The 17,632-nt window shown below is 57.2% G+C and carries 15 protein-coding genes, 1 tRNA gene and 2 rRNA genes; 9 read left to right on the top strand and 9 right to left on the bottom strand.

Annotation, left to right across the window (positions count from 1 at the left end):
• Positions 1-166 precede the first annotated feature (166 nt).
• From ACP15L_RS22425 to ACP15L_RS22435, 3 genes are all read left to right on the top strand, one after another.
• A 23S ribosomal RNA gene (locus tag ACP15L_RS22425) occupies positions 167-2,996 on the top strand.
• Between the two features lie 179 nt (positions 2,997-3,175).
• Positions 3,176-3,290, top strand: a 5S ribosomal RNA gene (gene rrf, locus ACP15L_RS22430).
• Positions 3,291-3,414: 124 nt separating this feature from the next.
• Positions 3,415-3,491, top strand: a tRNA-Met gene (locus tag ACP15L_RS22435).
• Between the two features lie 230 nt (positions 3,492-3,721).
• Here the strand turns inward: ACP15L_RS22435 and ACP15L_RS22440 are convergent.
• From ACP15L_RS22440 to ACP15L_RS22450, 3 genes are all read right to left on the bottom strand, one after another.
• Positions 3,722-4,036 (bottom strand): DUF1244 domain-containing protein, encoded by a 315-nt coding sequence (locus ACP15L_RS22440; RefSeq protein WP_425085841.1) that lies wholly within the window; start codon positions 4,034-4,036, stop codon positions 3,722-3,724.
• A gap of 76 nt (positions 4,037-4,112) precedes the next feature.
• Positions 4,113-4,352, bottom strand: coding sequence for a DUF6868 family protein (locus ACP15L_RS22445; RefSeq protein WP_425085842.1), 240 nt, complete (start codon positions 4,350-4,352; stop codon positions 4,113-4,115).
• Positions 4,353-4,413: 61 nt separating this feature from the next.
• On the bottom strand, positions 4,414-5,151 hold the full coding sequence (locus ACP15L_RS22450; RefSeq protein WP_425085843.1) for an N-formylglutamate amidohydrolase: 738 nt from the start codon (positions 5,149-5,151) through the stop codon (positions 4,414-4,416).
• A gap of 127 nt (positions 5,152-5,278) precedes the next feature.
• Here ACP15L_RS22450 and pyk point away from each other — a divergent pair, with 127 nt between their 5' ends.
• The 5 genes from pyk to rplT all read left to right on the top strand — a co-directional run bounded on the left by pyk (position 5,279) and on the right by rplT (position 9,735).
• Entirely contained in the window at positions 5,279-6,724 is a 1,446-nt protein-coding gene (gene pyk, locus ACP15L_RS22455; RefSeq protein ID WP_170475104.1) for a pyruvate kinase, read from the top strand.
• Between the two features lie 246 nt (positions 6,725-6,970).
• Entirely contained in the window at positions 6,971-7,408 is a 438-nt protein-coding gene (locus ACP15L_RS22460) for a universal stress protein (RefSeq protein WP_425085844.1), read from the top strand.
• A gap of 14 nt (positions 7,409-7,422) precedes the next feature.
• On the top strand, positions 7,423-8,973 hold the full coding sequence (locus ACP15L_RS22465; RefSeq protein ID WP_425085845.1) for an alanine/glycine:cation symporter family protein: 1,551 nt from the start codon (positions 7,423-7,425) through the stop codon (positions 8,971-8,973).
• 181 nt (positions 8,974-9,154) lie between these two features.
• Positions 9,155-9,355 (top strand): 50S ribosomal protein L35, encoded by a 201-nt coding sequence (gene rpmI, locus ACP15L_RS22470; protein WP_010443552.1) that lies wholly within the window; start codon positions 9,155-9,157, stop codon positions 9,353-9,355.
• Positions 9,356-9,369: 14 nt separating this feature from the next.
• Positions 9,370-9,735 (top strand): 50S ribosomal protein L20, encoded by a 366-nt coding sequence (gene rplT / locus ACP15L_RS22475; protein ID WP_008756009.1) that lies wholly within the window; start codon positions 9,370-9,372, stop codon positions 9,733-9,735.
• Positions 9,736-9,826: 91 nt separating this feature from the next.
• Here rplT and ACP15L_RS22480 read toward each other — a convergent pair whose 3' ends face one another.
• Positions 9,827-10,645 (bottom strand): DUF2189 domain-containing protein, encoded by an 819-nt coding sequence (locus ACP15L_RS22480; protein ID WP_425085846.1) that lies wholly within the window; start codon positions 10,643-10,645, stop codon positions 9,827-9,829.
• Positions 10,646-10,787: 142 nt separating this feature from the next.
• Entirely contained in the window at positions 10,788-12,179 is a 1,392-nt protein-coding gene (locus tag ACP15L_RS22485) for an aspartate aminotransferase family protein (protein WP_170693406.1), read from the bottom strand.
• 224 nt (positions 12,180-12,403) lie between these two features.
• Here ACP15L_RS22485 and ACP15L_RS22490 point away from each other — a divergent pair, with 224 nt between their 5' ends.
• The gene (locus tag ACP15L_RS22490) at positions 12,404-14,032 is read left to right on the top strand and encodes an acyl-CoA synthetase (RefSeq protein WP_425085847.1); all 1,629 of its coding nucleotides are present in this window, start codon (positions 12,404-12,406) and stop codon (positions 14,030-14,032) included.
• Here the strand turns inward: ACP15L_RS22490 and ACP15L_RS22495 are convergent.
• The 4 genes from ACP15L_RS22495 to hmgA form a co-directional block, all read right to left on the bottom strand.
• The gene (locus ACP15L_RS22495; RefSeq protein ID WP_425085848.1) at positions 14,029-14,364 is read right to left on the bottom strand and encodes a DOPA 4,5-dioxygenase family protein; all 336 of its coding nucleotides are present in this window, start codon (positions 14,362-14,364) and stop codon (positions 14,029-14,031) included. The two genes, ACP15L_RS22490 and ACP15L_RS22495, sit on opposite strands and share 4 nt — an antisense overlap.
• Positions 14,365-14,454: 90 nt before the next feature.
• Complete coding sequence (gene fahA, locus ACP15L_RS22500; RefSeq protein WP_425085849.1) at positions 14,455-15,711, bottom strand: fumarylacetoacetase; 1,257 nt, start codon at positions 15,709-15,711, stop codon at positions 14,455-14,457.
• Positions 15,712-15,730: 19 nt separating this feature from the next.
• Positions 15,731-16,354 (bottom strand): LysE family translocator, encoded by a 624-nt coding sequence (locus tag ACP15L_RS22505; RefSeq protein WP_425085850.1) that lies wholly within the window; start codon positions 16,352-16,354, stop codon positions 15,731-15,733.
• Between the two features lie 6 nt (positions 16,355-16,360).
• Positions 16,361-17,632, bottom strand: a 1,272-nt coding sequence (hmgA, locus tag ACP15L_RS22510; protein ID WP_425085851.1) for a homogentisate 1,2-dioxygenase, incomplete at its 5' end; no start/stop codon positions are given.

A 17,632-nucleotide genomic window follows, 5' to 3' on the forward strand; every position in this document is an offset into this window, starting at 1 on the left:
ACATCGGCAGCGCGGGTTCCAGGATGGAAGGCGGGAAAGTATGCTTTTGGTTCAGAAGAAAGATCGCCTTTAGTTACCAGCTGGGCGGTCGCGATTGACATACTTGTGCTCAAGTAGCCGAATAGGCGGTAGCACAAATATCGTGTGTCTTTCTCTTTCTGGATCAAATCAAGCGCGAGAAGGGCGTTTGGTGAATGCCTTGGCAGCAAGAGGCGATGAAAGACGTGATACTCTGCGATAAGCCATGGGGAGCTGAGAATAAGCTTTGATCCATGGATCTCTGAATGGGGCAACCCACCTGAAAGTTCGTTGTAAATTGCTCCGCAATATTACAACGGATTTAAACAGGTACTTAAGACCTGAATACATAGGGTTTTAAGAGCAAACCCGGGGAACTGAAACATCTAAGTACCCGGAGGAAAGGAAATCAATTGATACTCCCCTAGTAGCGGCGAGCGAACGGGGACCAGCCGAGCCAGATAAGTGACTAGAACACGTTGGGAAGCGTGGCCATAGCGGGTGACAGCCCCGTATAGGAAGCTTTGATGGACGTATTAAGTAGGGCGGAACACGTGAAATTCTGTCTGAAGATCGGAGGACCACCTTCGAAGGCTAAGTACTCCTTGCTGACCGATAGCGAACCAGTACCGTGAGGGAAAGGTGAAAAGCACCCCGACGAGGGGAGTGAAACAGTACCTGAAACCGAACGCCTACAATCAGTCGGAGGATCCTCGAGATCTGACGGCGTACCTTTTGTATAATGGGTCATCGACTTGGTCTCACGAGCAAGCTTAAGCCGTTAGGTGTAGGCGTAGCGAAAGCGAGTCTTAATAGGGCGCATGAGTTCGTGGGATCAGACCCGAAACCGAGTGATCTAGGCATGGCCAGGTTGAAGGTAAGGTAACACTTACTGGAGGACCGAACCCACATCCGTTGAAAAGGATCGGGATGAGCTGTGCCTAGGGGTGAAAGGCCAATCAAACTCGGAGATAGCTGGTTCTCTGCGAAATCTATTTAGGTAGAGCGTCATCCGAATACCCCGGGGGGTAGAGCACTGGATGGGTAATGGGGCCCCACAGGCTTACTGATCCTAACCAAACTCCGAATACCCGGGAGTACTAGATGGCAGACACACTGCGGATGCTAACGTCCGTAGTGGAGAGGGAAACAACCCTGACCTACGACTAAGGCCCCCAATTCATGGCTAAGTGGGAAAGCAGGTGGGACGACCAAAACAACCAGGAGGTTGGCTTAGAAGCAGCCATCCTTTAAAGATAGCGTAACAGCTCACTGGTCTAAATAAGTTGTCCTGCGGCGAAGATGTAACGGGGCTCAAGCCATGAGCCGAAGTCTAGGGATGCGTAAGCATCGGTAGCAGAGCGTAGTGTGACATAGAACTCATCCGTATTTGCATCCACCTGGATGTAATGACGGATCGAGTTCTTTCGATGAAGCCGGGGCGTGAGCCATCCGGTGGAGAGATCACTAGTGAGAATGATGACATGAGTAGCGACAAAGAGTGTGAGAGACACTCTCGCCGAAAGTCCAAGGGTTCCTGCTTAAAGCTAATCTGAGCAGGGTAAGCCGGCCCCTAAGCCGAGGCCGAAAGGCGTAGGCGATGGGAACTAGGTTAATATTCCTAGGCCAGGAGGATGTGACGGATCACAGGTGTAGTTCAATCTTATCGGATTGATTGGGCTGCTGAGTGGTTCCTGGAAATAGCCCTCCATCAGACCGTACCCTAAACCGACACAGGTGGACTGGTAGAGCATACCAAGGCGCTTGAGAGAACGATGTTGAAGGAACTCGGCAAAATACCTCCGTAAGTTCGCGAGAAGGAGGCCCGGTTCCTAGGCAACTAGGGGCTGGGGGCACAAACCAGGGGGTGGCGACTGTTTATTAAAAACACAGGGCTCTGCGAAGTCGCAAGACGACGTATAGGGTCTGACGCCTGCCCGGTGCCTGAAGGTTAAAAGGAGAGGTGAGAGCCTTGAATTGAAGCCCAGGTAAACGGCGGCCGTAACTATAACGGTCCTAAGGTAGCGAAATTCCTTGTCGGGTAAGTTCCGACCTGCACGAATGGCGTAACGACTTCCCCGCTGTCTCCAACATCGACTCAGCGAAATTGAATTGCCTGTCAAGATGCAGGCTTCCCGCGGTTAGACGGAAAGACCCCGTGCACCTTTACTACAGCTTCGCACTGGCATCAGGATTGTGATGTGCAGGATAGGTGGTAGGCTTTGAAGCGGAAACGCAAGTATCCGTGGAGCCTCCCTTGAGATACCACCCTTCGCACTCTTGATGTCTAACCGCGGTCCGTTATCCGGACCCGGGACCCTGCGTGGCGGGTAGTTTGACTGGGGCGGTCGCCTCCTAAAGCGTAACGGAGGCGCGCGAAGGTTGGCTCAGAGCGGTCGGAAATCGCTCGTTGAGTGCAATGGCAGAAGCCAGCCTGACTGCGAGACTGACAAGTCGAGCAGAGTCGAAAGACGGCCATAGTGATCCGGTGGTCCCGAGTGGAAGGGCCATCGCTCAACGGATAAAAGGTACGCCGGGGATAACAGGCTGATACTGCCCAAGAGTCCATATCGACGGCAGTGTTTGGCACCTCGATGTCGGCTCATCTCATCCTGGGGCTGGAGCAGGTCCCAAGGGTACGGCTGTTCGCCGTTTAAAGAGGTACGTGAGCTGGGTTTAGAACGTCGTGAGACAGTTCGGTCCCTATCTGCCGTGGGTGTAGGAGACTTGAGAGGAGTTGCCCCTAGTACGAGAGGACCGGGGTGAACGATCCACTGGTGGACCAGTTGTCGTGCCAACGGCAGTGCTGGGTAGCTATGATCGGACAGGATAACCGCTGAAGGCATCTAAGCGGGAAGCCCCCCTCAAAACAAGGTCTCCCTGAGGGCCGTGGAAGACCACCACGTCAATAGGCCGGAGATGTAAGCGCAGTAATGCGTTCAGTTGACCGGTACTAATCGCCCGATAGGCTTGATTTGATCCAGTAACAGAAAGACAAATCAAACCAAAAGCATACACCGACCTTGACAATGGATGACGTCGTAGCGCCAAGCCGCGATGTTGATTGAAAACACAACCGAGTGGCAACGCACATACGCTAACTGCCACCTCGTCGCTTTCTTGCACAGCAAGAAAGTCAACATGGGCTTTTCCTCGGTTTGGTGGTCATAGCGCAAGTGAAACACCCGGTCCCATCCCGAACCCGGAAGTTAAGCACTGCCGCGCCAATGGTACTTGGGCTTAAGCCCCGGGAGAGTAGGTCACCGCCAAACCTAGTAAAAGCCCACAGTCTCTCTAATACGATCAGAAGAACACTACACGGCCTCAAGTAGCGTAAGCGGTAGGCCAACAAATGGTCTCAAGTAGCCGAATAGGCGGTAGACCAACGCAAAGTGTCGCGGGATGGAGCAGCCCGGTAGCTCGTCAGGCTCATAACCTGAAGGTCGCAGGTTCAAATCCTGCTCCCGCAACCAGCTTTAGGGTCAGATTACAACAGCTTACGCGCCGCCTCAGTGCGGTGTTTCTATTTGTACCAATCCCTCTGGAAGCACTGTGGAAGCACGCGGAGTGGAGACGGCTTTTTTAGCTATTAAGCATCAACCTAAAATCGAGAAATGTGAGCATGAATCACAGTGTGCTTTTGGGTGCTGCCGTAAGGGAACTAGTCATCAGTCGGAGTAATTGGCCTGTTGGCGTCAAGGTTTCAGCCCTTTTTTGTGACATTTTCCTCAAACGCGACCTCAAAGGCGGCCTGTTTGTCGGGGCTGGCTTCGGTCTGGTAGTTGGCTTTCCATTCGTCCATGGTCATGCCGTAGAAGATCTGACGGGCTTCGTCTTTGCCCATCTCGAAGCCTTTGTCGTTGGCCGCTTCCTGATACCAGCGTGACAGGCAGTTGCGGCAGAACCCTGCCAGATTCATCATGTCGATATTCTGAACGTCCGTGCGATCTTCCATCAAGTGCTTTTGCAGCCGACGGAATGCTGCGGCTTGAAGTTCGATTTCGGTTTGCTTGTCCATGGTCTGGCTCCGAAGAAGTGGATGCGGTTTGTATCCGAATTAACGCTCTGAAGAGGGCTTTTCAACTGACTCTGCGTTAGGCCAGTTTCAAGGCTAGCCACGGAATGACGCAGAAAATCAGCGTGAGGATTTTGTAGTTGGCCAAATACCGAAAATAGGCACGCTTCACATCAGGCCGTTCCATTTGGAACATTCTGGCATGAACCCCTGCAATCCAGTCCTGTAGCAGCACAACCATAGCGGTTGTGAACAGCAAAACAGCGATGTTCAGTATCGCCATCCAGCCAAAAAAACTTGTCAGCAACTCTTGTGTCATGGTCGCCTCCTTCCCAGTCTCCAAAGTGGGGGTTGAAGGTGCAGGTCACAATAACGTGCGATCAAAGGCCGCTGTCAGATAGTGCATCCTGTAGGATTACGGCGAGCCTTTCTGCCCAGGCCCGCTGTCCCGCGTGATCCGCGATCAGATCATTGCGAAGCTCGATCAATGCGTTTGGCCGACCATGTGAGGTGCAATGCGTGTCGATGGCATCGCCGGGCAGAACGCCAGTATAAGGCTCATTCACGCCGACGCACAGATCGTCTTCGGCCATCAGGCGATTGATCAGAGGGCGTGAGAAGCGCTCATCCGGGGTGTGCAGAACGCCTACATGCCAAGGGCGTGGTTCGCGACCGCGGAGTTGGCGGGTGAAAGAGTGCATCGACACAATCACCGCATGGGGCAGGGCGGCCAGCCGCCCAAGCGCGTCGTGATAAGGGCGGTAGCACATGTCCAAACGCCGTTCACGCTCGGTCGCATCAGCGTGGCGATTGCCGGGAATGATCGAACCGTCATAGAGCTTCATCAGCAGGGTCGGATCATCCTCACCCCGGTTTGGATCAATCACAAGGCGCGAGAAATTGGCTGCGATGACCGGCGCGTTCAGGATCTCGCCCAGATGTTTCGAGACCTCGTAGGCGCCGACATCATAGGCGATGTGGCGTTCCATATCTTCGCGCGGCAATCCCAGATCCCCGCCGTTGATTTCGGGGGGGACGGTGTTGGTCGCGTGATCGCAGGTGATCAGCCATCGGGACGGGCGATCCTCGCCATGGATAAAAAACGGAGTGTATGTCATTTGCCTGTCATCAAGTTTGCGGCAGGTGTATGGCAGTTGCTTCCAAAAGGGAATTGCGCAATAACCACCCACATACTGTTTGCGGTAACATTGCCGCATCACCGTGGGATTGAGGAGAGCGAAACCAGTGCGACGCCTTAGAAATGTAAAAATCGTGGCGACGCTGGGACCGGCGTCCAATGACTATGACACTATCCGGGCCTTGCATGAGGCCGGGGCCGACGTCTTTCGCCTGAACATGAGCCATGGCAGCCATGACGAGATCCGTGAACGGCATCGCATTATTCGTCAGGTGGAAAAGGATCTGGACAGCCCGATCGCGATTCTGGCCGATCTTCAAGGCCCGAAGCTGCGTGTTGGGGTTTTTGCCAATGATGCGGAAGAACTGGTCGAGGGTGCCGCGTTCCGGCTGGACCTCGACCCCGAGGCCGGAGACATCAACCGTGTCTGCCTACCACATCCTGAGATTTTTGCAGCGCTGGAACCCGGTGCGCGGTTGCTGGTCAATGACGGTAAGATCCGTCTGACCGTGCAGGATTGCGGTCAGGATTTCGCCAATTGTACTGTCGAAGTCGGAGGGACGATTTCGAACCGCAAGGGTGTGAACGTGCCTGATGTGCTGCTGCCACTGGCAGCCTTGTCAGCCAAGGATCGCGACGATCTGGAGTTTGTGTGCCAACTGGGCGTGGATTGGCTGGCGCTCAGCTTTGTGCAGCGGGCCAAGGACGTGTTCGAGGCGCGTGCGCTGGCGGATGGGCGAGCATCGATTCTGTCGAAGATCGAAAAGCCCGCAGCGGTTGAGGCGTTTGACGATATTCTCGACGCGTCGGACGGTATCATGGTGGCGCGCGGCGATCTGGGGGTTGAGCTGCCGGTTTCGGCTGTGCCCCCGATCCAGAAACGTCTGGTCCGTAAGTGCCGTGGTGCGGCCAAGCCGGTGATCGTCGCGACCCAGATGCTTGAGAGCATGATCGAAAGCCCAATGCCTACTCGCGCCGAGGTCTCGGATGTTGCGACCGCGATTTACGAAGGCACGGATGCCATCATGCTCAGCGCGGAATCTGCGGCCGGTTCGTACCCGATCGAGGCCGTGCAGACCATGAACAAGGTCGCCATCGAGGTCGAGGCCGACCCGACCTACACGCAGATCATCGCGGCCTCGCGTACTGCCAAAGGGTCTACCATCGCGGATGGTATCGTGGCAGCCGCGCGTGAGATCGCGGAAAAGACCGACATCAAAGCGATCTGCTGTTTTACCCAAAGCGGCACCACAGCGCTGTTGACTGCGCGCGAACGTCCCGGCGTCCCCATCATCGCCATGACGCCAGCAACGGGAACCGCCCGCCGTCTGTGCCTGAGCTGGGGTTGTCACTGTGTGATGACGCCCGAGCTTGAGAGGTTCAAAGGGGCCGTGGTCAATGCCGCCCGCGCCGCGCGCGCAGGGGGCTTCGCCGCCGAGAGCGATCAGATCGTTGTTACCGCAGGCGTTCCGTTCAATGTCCCCGGAACTACCAATATTCTGCGTATTGCCCCTTGTGATGAGCGGCTGATCTACAACACCGATCCGGGATGAGTTCGCCCGGATTTCAGGAAGGATCATATTGAGAACTCTCAAGCCGCCTAATTTTTAGGCGGCTTTTCTTGTTTGTTTTCAAGGGGAAGATGCCCGTAGGGTTGTATTCAGCAAAAATACCTCTGTTTTTTGGTGATTTTGCCGGATACTGAACCTTAGGGCGATCATCTCAGATAGTTCCAGGTTCCGGTCGCCCTACCGGGGGCACGGGTCCCGGTCAAACCAGAAAAAAAATGGAGGAACGTCATGACAACAAAGATTGTCATTGGACTGGACGGGACAGAAACCGGAGAGCGCGCTATCGCCTTTGCCAAGGATTTGGCTGGGCGGATTGGCTCATGCGAAATGCTGGTTGTTTATGTCATCGAATGGTCCCCTTTCACTTTCCAAACACCGGAAGAAAACGCCCAACGGCACAAGCGGCGCGAGGAAGAGGTCGAACTGGCCACCTCGCGGATCATTACCCCTACGGTTGAGGCGCTAAAGGCCGATGGGTTCGAAGCGCACGGCATCGTGCGCCATGGCGACGTGGCCGAGACGCTGAACGCGATCACGGTCGAAAACGGCGGCACTCAGATCATCGTCGGCCGCGCCTCGGCGGATGGGTTCAAGAAACGGCTGTTTGGAAGCTCGACTCAGAACTTGGTCATGCATGCCGACGTGCCTGTCACGGTCGTGAACTGAGCGGAGGGATTAGGATGAATATGCTTCAAAAACTGGGCCTTGGTGCGACCATGGCTCTGATGTCTGGCCCCGCTTTCGCGCAAGAGGCGCCCGGTCTGGACGAGAAGATCAATCAGGCTTTCGCGGATTTTACCGGCCCCTTCGTTAGCTTTATCTTCGCGCCGTTTCCGGGCACTGGATTCCCATGGATCGTGGGGTGGCTGGTCGTCGCGGCCACAGTGTTTTCGCTCTATTTTGCCTTTGTGCAATTCCGATTCTTCGGACACTCGATCAGCTTGGTTAAAGGCGATTACTCCGACCCCAATGACGCGGGTGAGGTCAGCCATTTTCAGGCCCTTGCCACCGCTTTGTCGGGGACCGTTGGTCTTGGGAACATCGCCGGTGTGGCGGTTGCCATCGGGATCGGTGGACCGGGTGCCACGTTCTGGATGATCGTCGCCGGCCTGCTGGGCATGGCGTCGAAATTCACCGAATGTACTTTGGGTGTGAAATACCGAAATGAATATGAAGACGGCACCGTTTCGGGTGGCCCGATGTATTACATGTCAAAGGGCTTTGCGGAACTGGGCCTGCCGGGCGGTAAAATCCTGGCCGTGCTGTTCTCGATCTTCTGTATCCTTGGCGCATTGGGCGGGGGCAACATGTTCCAGGCCAATCAGGCGCACCAGCAGATTGCTGGGATTATCGGAGACTATCCAGGCTGGATCACAGGTTTGGTCTTTGCGGGCATCGTCTTTGCGGTGATCGTGGGTGGCCTGAAATCCATCGCGCGTGTGACCGAGAAAGTCGTGCCGTTCATGGGTGTCATGTACGTGCTGGCGGCGCTGGTTATCATCCTGATGCATGCAGACCAGATCGGGTGGGCCTTTGGTCAGATCTTCGCAGGTGCTTTCACCGGTCTCGGCGTTGCTGGCGGTATGGTCGGTGCGCTGATCCAGGGCTTCCGTCGTGCGGCGTTCTCGAACGAAGCAGGCGTGGGTTCCGCGGCGATTGCGCACTCAGCCGTACGGACCAAAGAACCGATCACCGAGGGCTTCGTCTCGCTGCTTGAGCCGTTCATCGACACGGTTGTGATCTGTACCATGACTGCGCTGGTGATCATCATCACCCAGCAGCTGATCGTTGATCCGGCAACCGGCAACTACATGCTGAACGAAGCGGGCAATGCGATTGCAACGGTCGACGGCAATACCGGCGTCAGCCTGACCTCGGCGGCCTTCGGCAGCGCGTTCAGCTGGTTCCCGTTCATTCTGGCGATTGCCGTGGTTCTGTTTGCCTTCTCGACCATGATCAGCTGGTCCTACTATGGCCTCAAGGCATGGACCTATCTGTTCGGCGAAGGCCACACCAAAGAGTTGGTCTTCAAGATCATCTTCTGCATCTTCGTTGTCATCGGTGCGGCGGCCAACCTTGGCCCGGTCATCGATTTCTCGGATGCGGCGATCTTTGCGATGGCGGTTGTGAACGTCTTTGCGCTCTACTTCCTGATGAAAGTGGTGCGTCAGGAGCTGGCGTCCTACTCCGAACGTCTGAAGAGCGGCGAAATCCGCAAATTTAGCCACTAAACACTTCACCGGGGCGGCCCTGTGCTGCCCCGGTGCCAAGGCCACTGCGAAAAGCGCAGATTCTGGGCCAAACCCCCTTGCCAGTATGACCGAACTTGCGTAAACGGCGCATCTGATCGCGTGACCGGCCGAGATGGCATGCCGAGTCGCGTTTTGTACCGAACCCTGAAAGGAGACGGAAATGCCTAAGATGAAGACCAAGTCGAGCGCCAAGAAGCGCTTCAAGGTGACTGCGACCGGTAAGGTCCTTGCTGGCCAGGCCGGCAAACGGCACGGCATGATCAAGCGGACCAAGAAATTCATCCGCGATGCCCGTGGCAACACCACCCTGTCCGCCCCCGACGCCAAGATCGTCAAGGGCTACATGCCCTACGACCGCTAAGAGGAGATTAAGAGATGTCCCGCGTTAAAGGTGGAACCGTAACTCACGCCCGTCACAAGAAGGTCATCAAGGCCGCCAAAGGTTACTATGGCCGCCGCAAGAGCACCTTCAAAGTTGCTCGTCAGGCCGTCGACAAGGCCAACCAGTATGCAACTCGCGACCGTAAGAACCGCAAGCGCAATTTCCGCGCTCTGTGGATCCAGCGTATCAACGCTGCTGTCCGTTCGCATGACGAGGCTCTGACATATTCCCGCTTCATCAACGGCCTGAACCTGGCCGGTATCGAAGTGGACCGCAAAGTTCTGGCTGACCTGGCCGTACACGAACCGGAAGCGTTCGGTGCGATCGTCGCCAAAGCTCAGGCCGCTCTGGCTGCCTGATCTCTGAAAAGAGAGACAGTGAACAAAGGGCCGTCCCATTTGGGGCGGCCCTTTTTGTTTCGGATGGGCCTGTCCCTCACAAGGGTCTCGTTCAATCCTCGGCCGGAGGAACGGCGCGCTGATATAGGTGCCACGTGGTGTGGCCAAGTATCGGCAGGGTGAAAATCAGTCCCAGAAATGCCGGGATCAGCGAGAGCAGCATGGTTACCGAGATGATTGCTGCCCAACCCAGCATCACCACCGGGTTCTCGGTGACGACCCGGATCGAAGTCAACATGGCTGATACGAAGTTGGTCTCTCGGTCCAGAAGCAGCGGCATTGCGACAACGGTGACCGAAAACAGCCCGGCCGACAGGCCCGCGCCGATACAGGTGCCAATGGCCAGAAAGGTCCAGCCCTCGGGCGTGAAGAAGACGGTGTTTAGAAACCCGCCAAAGTCCGAGAAGGAGGCATTTTGCAGGATGATCGCCAACCAAAGGCGCACCTGGTAGACCCACACCCAGAAAATGAACAGGGTGACAAACGCCATCCAGCCCATCTCGCGTTTGCGTTGATTGGCCATCACCGTCAGGATATCGGACCAGCCGAACTGTTCCCCGTTCTGCAATCGTCGAGACATTTCATAGAGCCCGGCAGCGGCAAAGGGCGCGACAAGTGGAAAGCCCACAATGGCCGGAATAATCATCCAGACCTTGCCGAGCCAGATCAGGCACCACGCAAAGACAAGGCCAAAAACGGCATAAAACAGGCCGAAAAACCCGCTCATGACAGGGCAGGCCAGAAAGTCCGCCACGCCCGCCTTCAGCGAGTCTTTGATATCCTGCGCGCTTACTGTGTTGACCTTGAGCGCTGCACCTTGCGGCGATGCCAAATCGCCCGACGGTTCCGTGTCTGAGGTTTTGGGTGTCATGGTACACTCCTCTGCATGCAAGTCTGCGCCGGTTGATACGCAAGAGCAAGAGGTGTGTCTGATGGTCTGGTTCGCAAAAAGCCTTGCGGCTCAGAGGAAGGGAAACCGGCGCTGGATCGCCCGGTTTCCAGTTTTTCATTCTCTAGCCGAACACACGCCCCAGCGCGCCGTCGACCGCATCGGTGATCTGGTCGATATCATCCGCCGTCGCGATCAGAGCAGGCGAGAAGCACAGCGTGTTGTTGCGACCCGGCAGCGAGCGGTTGGTCGCGCCGATGATGACACCCTGCGCCATGCAGTCTGCCACAACGGCCTGTACCTTCTTTTCGTCCATCGGTTCACGTGTTGAGCGGTCTGCAACCAGTTCAGCACCTAGGAACAGGCCTTTGCCGCGTACATCACCGATGACCTTATGCTTCTCCATCAGCGCTTGCAGGTTACCCATCATGCGATCGCCCATGTCGACGCAGTTGCCCAGCAGGTTCTCATCCTCGATGATGCGCATATTCTCGATCGCAGCCGCCGGACCAGCGGTGCAGCCCCCGAAGGTCGAGATGTCGCGGAAGTAGTTCATCGGATCCGCCGCATCGTCTTTGAACATGTCAAAGACCTCTTCGGTGGTAACCAGACAGGCGATGGCCGCATAACCCGAGGCAACGCCTTTGGCCATGGTGACAAAGTCAGGCTTCACGCCATACTGTTGGTAGCCGAACCAAGTACCTGTCCGACCGACGCCGCACACGACCTCATCAATATGCAGCAACACGTCGTACTTCTTGCAGATCTCCTGAACGCGCTGCCAGTAGCCTTCGGGTGCTTCGATCACACCGCCACCTGCGGTTACCGGCTCTAGGCACAGCGCGCCAACGGTGTCAGGCCCTTCGCGCAGGATGACCTCTTCGATCTGGTCGGCGGCCCACTCGCCAAAGTTTTCCTCCGGCGCGCCGTTCAGTTCGTGCTTGCGGTATTCCATGCAATGGGGAACGCGTACGAAATCCGGAGCAAACGGGCCGTATTGCGCGTTGCGCTCATCCTGACCACCCGCTGACATCGCAGCCAGAGTCGAGCCGTGATAGTCGCGATCGCGATACAGGATTTTGGTCTTTTTGCCGCCATAGCGCTTATGCGCGATCTGACGGATCATCTTGAAGGCTTTCTCGTTCGCCTCGGAGCCCGAGTTGGTGTAATAAACCCGGCTCATGCCTGGCATCTTTTCGATCAGCTTTTCCGCGAAGATAGATCCGGGAATCGACCCTGCCGAATTCGCAAAATAGCAGAGCTTCATAAGCTGGTCATAGACCGCCTTACAGATGGATTCGCGGCCGTAGCCGACGTTCACCGTCCAGACGCCGCCAGAGACCGCATCCAGATGCTCTTTGCCTTTCTGGTCCCAGACACGCATGCCTTTGCCTTCGACAATGATGCGGGGATCGTTTGTTTCAAAGGGTTTATGCTGGATCAGGTGGTGCCAGATATGGGCGCGGTCGGCCTCGACCACGCGGGAAAGATCGTTTTCGTTGAACGTGCCGTCCATGACATGTCCTTTCAGTCTGATGCGGTGTGCAGATTGTGGGATCGGTCCCACGATAGCAAGTAATTGCGATGGCCCAGATCACCGCGAATGGGGTCGCGAATATAGGGCCAGATGTCATCATAGCGTATCGCCAGAGCCCCGCCAGTTGTCGTATTTCTACAAGATGGTCACAGCCTTGTGTTTATGGTCATGTGGCGACACACGCGAATTGGGAGGGTTGGCGGATGCAAGCAGCCAATATGTATGAGCGTCATCTGGATAAGAACCGTGCGAATTACACGCCGCTATCCCCGCTCAGCTTCATTGAACGGACGGCGGCGGTGTACCCCGGCTATCCGTCCGTCGTCTATGGAGACCGCCGCTACAGCTGGGCGCAGACCTATGAGCGCTGCCGCCGTCTTGCCAGCGCCCTGACGGCCCGTGGGGTGGGCAAGGGCGATACCGTCTCGATCATCGCCGCCAACATCCCCGAGCTCTATGAGGCCCATTTCGGTATTCCCATGGCCGGCGCTGTTCTGAACGCGATCAACACGCGCCTCGACGCGCCGATCATCGCCTTCATCCTTAACCACGCCGAGGCCAAGGTGCTGTTGGTCGACCCCGAGTTTTCCGCCGTCGTCAAAGAGGCGCTGCCGCAGGTCGATCATGACCTTCTGGTGATCGATATCGAAGATCCTAGCTTTGATGGTGGCGAACGCCTTGGCAGCCTGACCTATGACGCCCTGCTGAACGAAGGCGATCCGGAGTTCGATTGGTATCTGCCCGCGGATGAGTGGGATGCGATTACGCTAAACTATACCTCTGGCACGACCGGCAACCCCAAAGGCGTGGTCTATCATCACCGGGGCGCGGCCCTGAACGCGCAGTCCGATCTGCTGGATTGGGGTATGCCTAAGCACTCGGTCTATTTGTGGACCCTGCCGATGTTCCACTGCAATGGCTGGTGTTTCCCCTGGGCCATGGCGCTGAATGCCGGGGTCTCGGTCTGCTTGCGTGCGGTTCGGGCCGAGCCGATCTACGCCGCCTTCCGGGAGGAGAAAGTCACCCATTTCTGCGGCGCGCCCATCGTTTTGAACATGCTGGCACATGCTCCTGACCACCTGAAAGATTTCGACCACCAAATCAAGGTAATGACCGCAGGTGCCCCGCCACCCGCCGCTGTAATCGAAGCGATGGAGGGAATGGGCGTCGAGGTGACCCATGTCTACGGCCTGACAGAGACCTACGGCCCTTCAGTCGTCTGCGCATGGAAGGATGAATGGAACCAGAAGGACCCAGCCGAACGGGCCGCCCTCAAGGTGCGTCAGGGCGTGCGCTATTCGGCGCTCTCGGGCCTGATGGTGGCCGATCCCGAAACGCTGGAGCCTGTGCCCGCCGATGGCGAAACCATGGGAGAGATCTTCATGCAGGGCAATGTGGTAATGAAAGGCTACCTCAAGAACCCCGATGCCACCGAAAAGGCGTTCAACGGCGGTTGGTTTGCCTCGGGCGATCTGGGGGTGATGTACCCTGATGGCTATGTCGCGCTGAAGGACCGATCCAAGGACATCATCATCTCGGGCGGTGAGAATATCTCATCCGTTGAGGTTGAAGGTGTCCTCTATAAGCACCCTGCCGTTATGGAGGCCGCAGTGGTTGCCCGCCCGGATGAGAAATGGGGTGAAACCCCCTGCGCTTTCGTTGAACTAAAGCCAGAGGCCAGCGCGACCGAAGCCGATCTGATTGCGTTCTGCCGGGACAACATGGCCCATTTCAAAGCGCCCAAGACCGTGGTGTTCGGGACTTTGCCCAAGACATCCACCGGCAAGGTTCAGAAATTCGTGCTGCGGGATCAGGCGCGGGCGTTGGACTAAGCCTTGTCGAAAATCGACAGGTCCAGATCCAAAAGCTCTCCCATCCACAAGGCGTGATCGCGGTGGTCGGCTAGATGATCGCCGGTTTCAGCATGGGTGAAGATAGTCAGGCCCTGCCGGTTGAGCATCAACCACGGAATAACCTGATCGAACGCGTCGGCGGCAAAGCCCAGCTGGCAGCTCCACTTCGGATGCGGGCCAACCGGGCGCGCGTGCATGCGTCCCATCTGCACCGGGAAGAGGCGGGCCGCCTCTTCGCAGATTTGTTGCGCTAAATCCTGTGTGTCGGCGTCGAAATAGACATGGGCGTGATAGCCGGAGATCTCAGACATCGGGGTCCTCATTGCTTGGATGCAATGAACCTAGGCGGTCTTGGCCCTCAATCCTACCAACCTCGGCACACAGGTGCTGTGCGGCATGGCTCAGGGTTTGAGAGGGTCTTCCAGCGCTGGTATTACAGTGCCATGGCATGTCCCGAACCCGATTGTATAGCCATCCCCCTTTGCAGAGCCGGACAGCGTGAGCGTGTCTCCGTCCTCAAGGAAGCTGCGGGCCTCACCGGTTTCAAGGCTCAAGGGGTATTTGCCGCCCCAGCTGAGTTCCAGCAGCGAACCTCGGGTATCGCGCGTCGGCCCGGAAATCGTGCCGGACCCCAGCAGATCACCGGTATTCATCGGGCAGCCCGAACTGGCGTGATGAGCCAGTTGTTGCGCGGCGGAGTAGTACATTTCGCTGTAGTTCGTACGGGTGATTTTGGTCGCCGCCTGTCCTTCGGGGGCCAGCGTCACCTCAAGCGAAAGGTCATAGAGCATCGGGCCGCAATCCTTCAGGTGATCCAGTAACTCGAATTCGCGTTCGGGGGTGTCGCAGCGGAACGGCTCCAGCGCCGGTTTGGTTACGATCCAAGGGCTGATTGATGTGGCCGTGGCCTTGGCTTGGAACGGCCCGAGGGGCTGATACTCCCACGCTTGAATATCCCGGGCGGACCAGTCGTTCAGCAGAACGTAGCCGAAGATATGATCGTCCGCCTGCTGCACCGAGATCGGGCCGTCGGACGGCGTGCCAACGATTGCCCCCATCTCAAGCTCAAAGTCGAAGCGGCGGCTGGGCAGGAAGGTGGGTTTGTCCTGATCGGGCGACTTCAGCTGACCCCACGGGCGGCGGATATCCGTACCGGATACGACGACCGAGGAGGCCCGGCCATTATACCCAATGGGAATGTGCAGCCAGTTCGGAGGCAGCGCGTTCTCGGGGTCCCGGAACATCGAACCGACGTTGAAGGCGTGATGCCGACCTGCGTAGAAATCGGTGTATTCGCTGACCGCGAAGGGCATGTGCATGACAACCGCGCTTTGCGGTACCAGCAAGGGCTCCACCGCCTCTCGTTCCGCCGCGCCTTCGGACAGAAGCGCCGTCAGGCGGTCGCGCAGGGCGGCCCAGACGGCAGGACCTTGCTCCATCAGTGGGTTCCAGAAGGGTAGGTCAAACAGCGGCTCATCGGTCAGGGTGATGAGCCCTTCGGCCTCAGCTGCGGTGACATTGAGGATCATGTCCCCAATGGCAACGCCGCATCTGGGCTCATCGTCGCCAAGGGCAAACACCCCGTAGGGCAGGTTGTTCAACGGAAATGGATGGGTCGCGTCATTGGCCGAGGCGACCCAGGATTTCAGCAAAGGCATCTTTTGATCCTTGTTTGGTTTATTGAGCGTCTCGCAGGGACTTCAGCCCCAGCAGAAAGGCAGCCAGAATCATGAACCCGCCACCCGCGCGATCCAGCCAGAGCCGCGCAGACCCTTTGAACCGCGTTGCTAACCAACTGGCGCTTGCTCCGTAGGCGGTCAGAAACAACCCGTCCATGATCAGATAGGTGGCCGAGAGGATCGCGAATTGCGGCCAGAAGGGCAGCGCGCCGTCGATGAACAGCGGAAACAGAGCAGCAAAGAAAACAACTGCTTTGGGATTGGCGGCTGAGGTGATGAAGCCCTGCATCCACAAGGTTTTGCGGCTAGCCAACTGCGCGGTTTGCGCTGCTTGAGGTTTGGCTTTGATTATCGCTTTGACGCCGAGAAAGACCAGATAGGCGACGCCCAGCCATTTGATCACAGCGAGCGCGGTGCCCGAGGCCGCAATAATCGCGGCAAGCCCGAGACCCGCTGCCAACATCTGCAACAGGTTCGCCGTCAGATCACCAGCAGCCGTGAACACGCCCCGGCGCAGCCCGTTGGTGGCCGAGTTCGACAGCATCAGAAGCTGGCTTGGTCCTGGAGTGCTCATCAGCAGCAGGACGGTGGCGACATAGGTGATCCAGATATCAAAGCTCATGGCAGGTTATTTCTTTACCGGCGTTCCATCGAACTTTTTCTCAAGCGAGGCCCAGCAGTCAATATAGTCGTCCTGCAAAGGGGCCTCGGTTGCGGCGAAGGCAGTCAGATGCTGTGGAAAGCGGGTTTCGAACATGAAGGACATCGTGTGGTCCAGCTTGTCCGGCCCCAGATTGGCGTTTGAGGCTTTTTCGAACGCTTCGCGATCCGGACCATGCGGGATCATCATGTTGTGTAGGCTCATGCCGCCGGGAACAAAGCCCTGAGGTTTGGCGTCATACTGGCCGTAAATATTGCCCATCAGCTCGGACATGATGTTCTTGTGGTACCACGGCGGGCGGAAGGTGTCTTCGGCCACCATCCAACGTTCGCGGAACAGGACGAAGTCGATATTGGCCGTGCCTGGCTGGCCCGATGGGGCTGTCAGGACGGTGAAAATCGACGGATCCGGGTGGTCGAACAGGATCGCTCCGACAGGGCAGTAAGTGCGCAGGTCGTATTTGTAAGGTGCATAGTTGCCGTGCCATGCCACCACGTCCAGCGGGCTATGACCGATCTGAGTGACGTGGAATTGCCCGCACCATTTGATCGTCACGGTTGAGGGCACCTCTCGGTCCTCGAACGCCGCGACGGGTGCTTTGAAATCGCGCGGATTGGCCATGCAATTGGCACCGATCGGTCCGCGGCCCGGCAGTTCGAATTTCTGCCCGTAATTCTCGCAGACAAATCCGCGTGCCGGACCTTCCAGCACTTCAACACGGTAGAGCAACCCGCGCGGCAGGATCGCGATTTCCTGTGGCTCCAGATCTATGATCCCCAGCTCGGTCACAAAGCGCAGGCGGCCGTCTTGCGGTACCACCAGCAGCTCGGAATCGGCCGAGAAGAAATAGTCATCCACCATCGAGTCGGTGACCAGATAGACATGGCTGGCCATGCCGACCTGCGTGTTCACATCCCCCGCCGTCGTCATGGTGCGCATTCCGGTCAACCAGCTCAAAGGGGCGTCAGAATGCGGAACCGGGTCCCAGCGATACTGGCCCAGGCTGATCACATCCGGGTCGATACAAGGCGCGGATTTCCAATAGGGCAGGTCGATTTTCTCATAGCGATGCGAATGCTTGACTGACGGGCGAATGCGATAGCACCACGTCCGCTCGGGTGGGTTGGCGGTGAAGGCCGTGCCGCTGAGCTGTTCGCCGTAGAGGCCATAGTTGCAGCGCTGCGGGCTGTTCATGCCCTGCGGTAGCGCGCCAGGCAAAGCCTCGGTCTCAAAGTCATT

The organism is Ruegeria profundi (assembly GCF_049800715.1).
Classification (GTDB): Bacteria; Pseudomonadota; Alphaproteobacteria; order Rhodobacterales; family Rhodobacteraceae; genus Ruegeria; species Ruegeria profundi_A.

Coding starts and splice junctions, on each gene's coding strand:
- ACP15L_RS22440 (WP_425085841.1), bottom strand. CDS start 4,036: ATGGACAAGCAAACCGAAATCGAACTTCAAGCCGCAGCATTCCGTCGG.
- ACP15L_RS22445 (WP_425085842.1), bottom strand. CDS start 4,352: ATGACACAAGAGTTGCTGACAAGTTTTTTTGGCTGGATGGCGATACTG.
- ACP15L_RS22450 (WP_425085843.1), bottom strand. CDS start 5,151: ATGACATACACTCCGTTTTTTATCCATGGCGAGGATCGCCCGTCCCGA.
- ACP15L_RS22460 (WP_425085844.1), top strand. CDS start 6,971: ATGACAACAAAGATTGTCATTGGACTGGACGGGACAGAAACCGGAGAG.
- ACP15L_RS22465 (WP_425085845.1), top strand. CDS start 7,423: ATGAATATGCTTCAAAAACTGGGCCTTGGTGCGACCATGGCTCTGATG.
- rpmI (WP_010443552.1), top strand. CDS start 9,155: ATGCCTAAGATGAAGACCAAGTCGAGCGCCAAGAAGCGCTTCAAGGTG.
- rplT (WP_008756009.1), top strand. CDS start 9,370: ATGTCCCGCGTTAAAGGTGGAACCGTAACTCACGCCCGTCACAAGAAG.
- ACP15L_RS22480 (WP_425085846.1), bottom strand. CDS start 10,645: ATGACACCCAAAACCTCAGACACGGAACCGTCGGGCGATTTGGCATCG.
- ACP15L_RS22485 (WP_170693406.1), bottom strand. CDS start 12,179: ATGGACGGCACGTTCAACGAAAACGATCTTTCCCGCGTGGTCGAGGCC.
- ACP15L_RS22490 (WP_425085847.1), top strand. CDS start 12,404: ATGCAAGCAGCCAATATGTATGAGCGTCATCTGGATAAGAACCGTGCG.
- ACP15L_RS22495 (WP_425085848.1), bottom strand. CDS start 14,364: ATGTCTGAGATCTCCGGCTATCACGCCCATGTCTATTTCGACGCCGAC.
- fahA (WP_425085849.1), bottom strand. CDS start 15,711: ATGCCTTTGCTGAAATCCTGGGTCGCCTCGGCCAATGACGCGACCCAT.
- ACP15L_RS22505 (WP_425085850.1), bottom strand. CDS start 16,354: ATGAGCTTTGATATCTGGATCACCTATGTCGCCACCGTCCTGCTGCTG.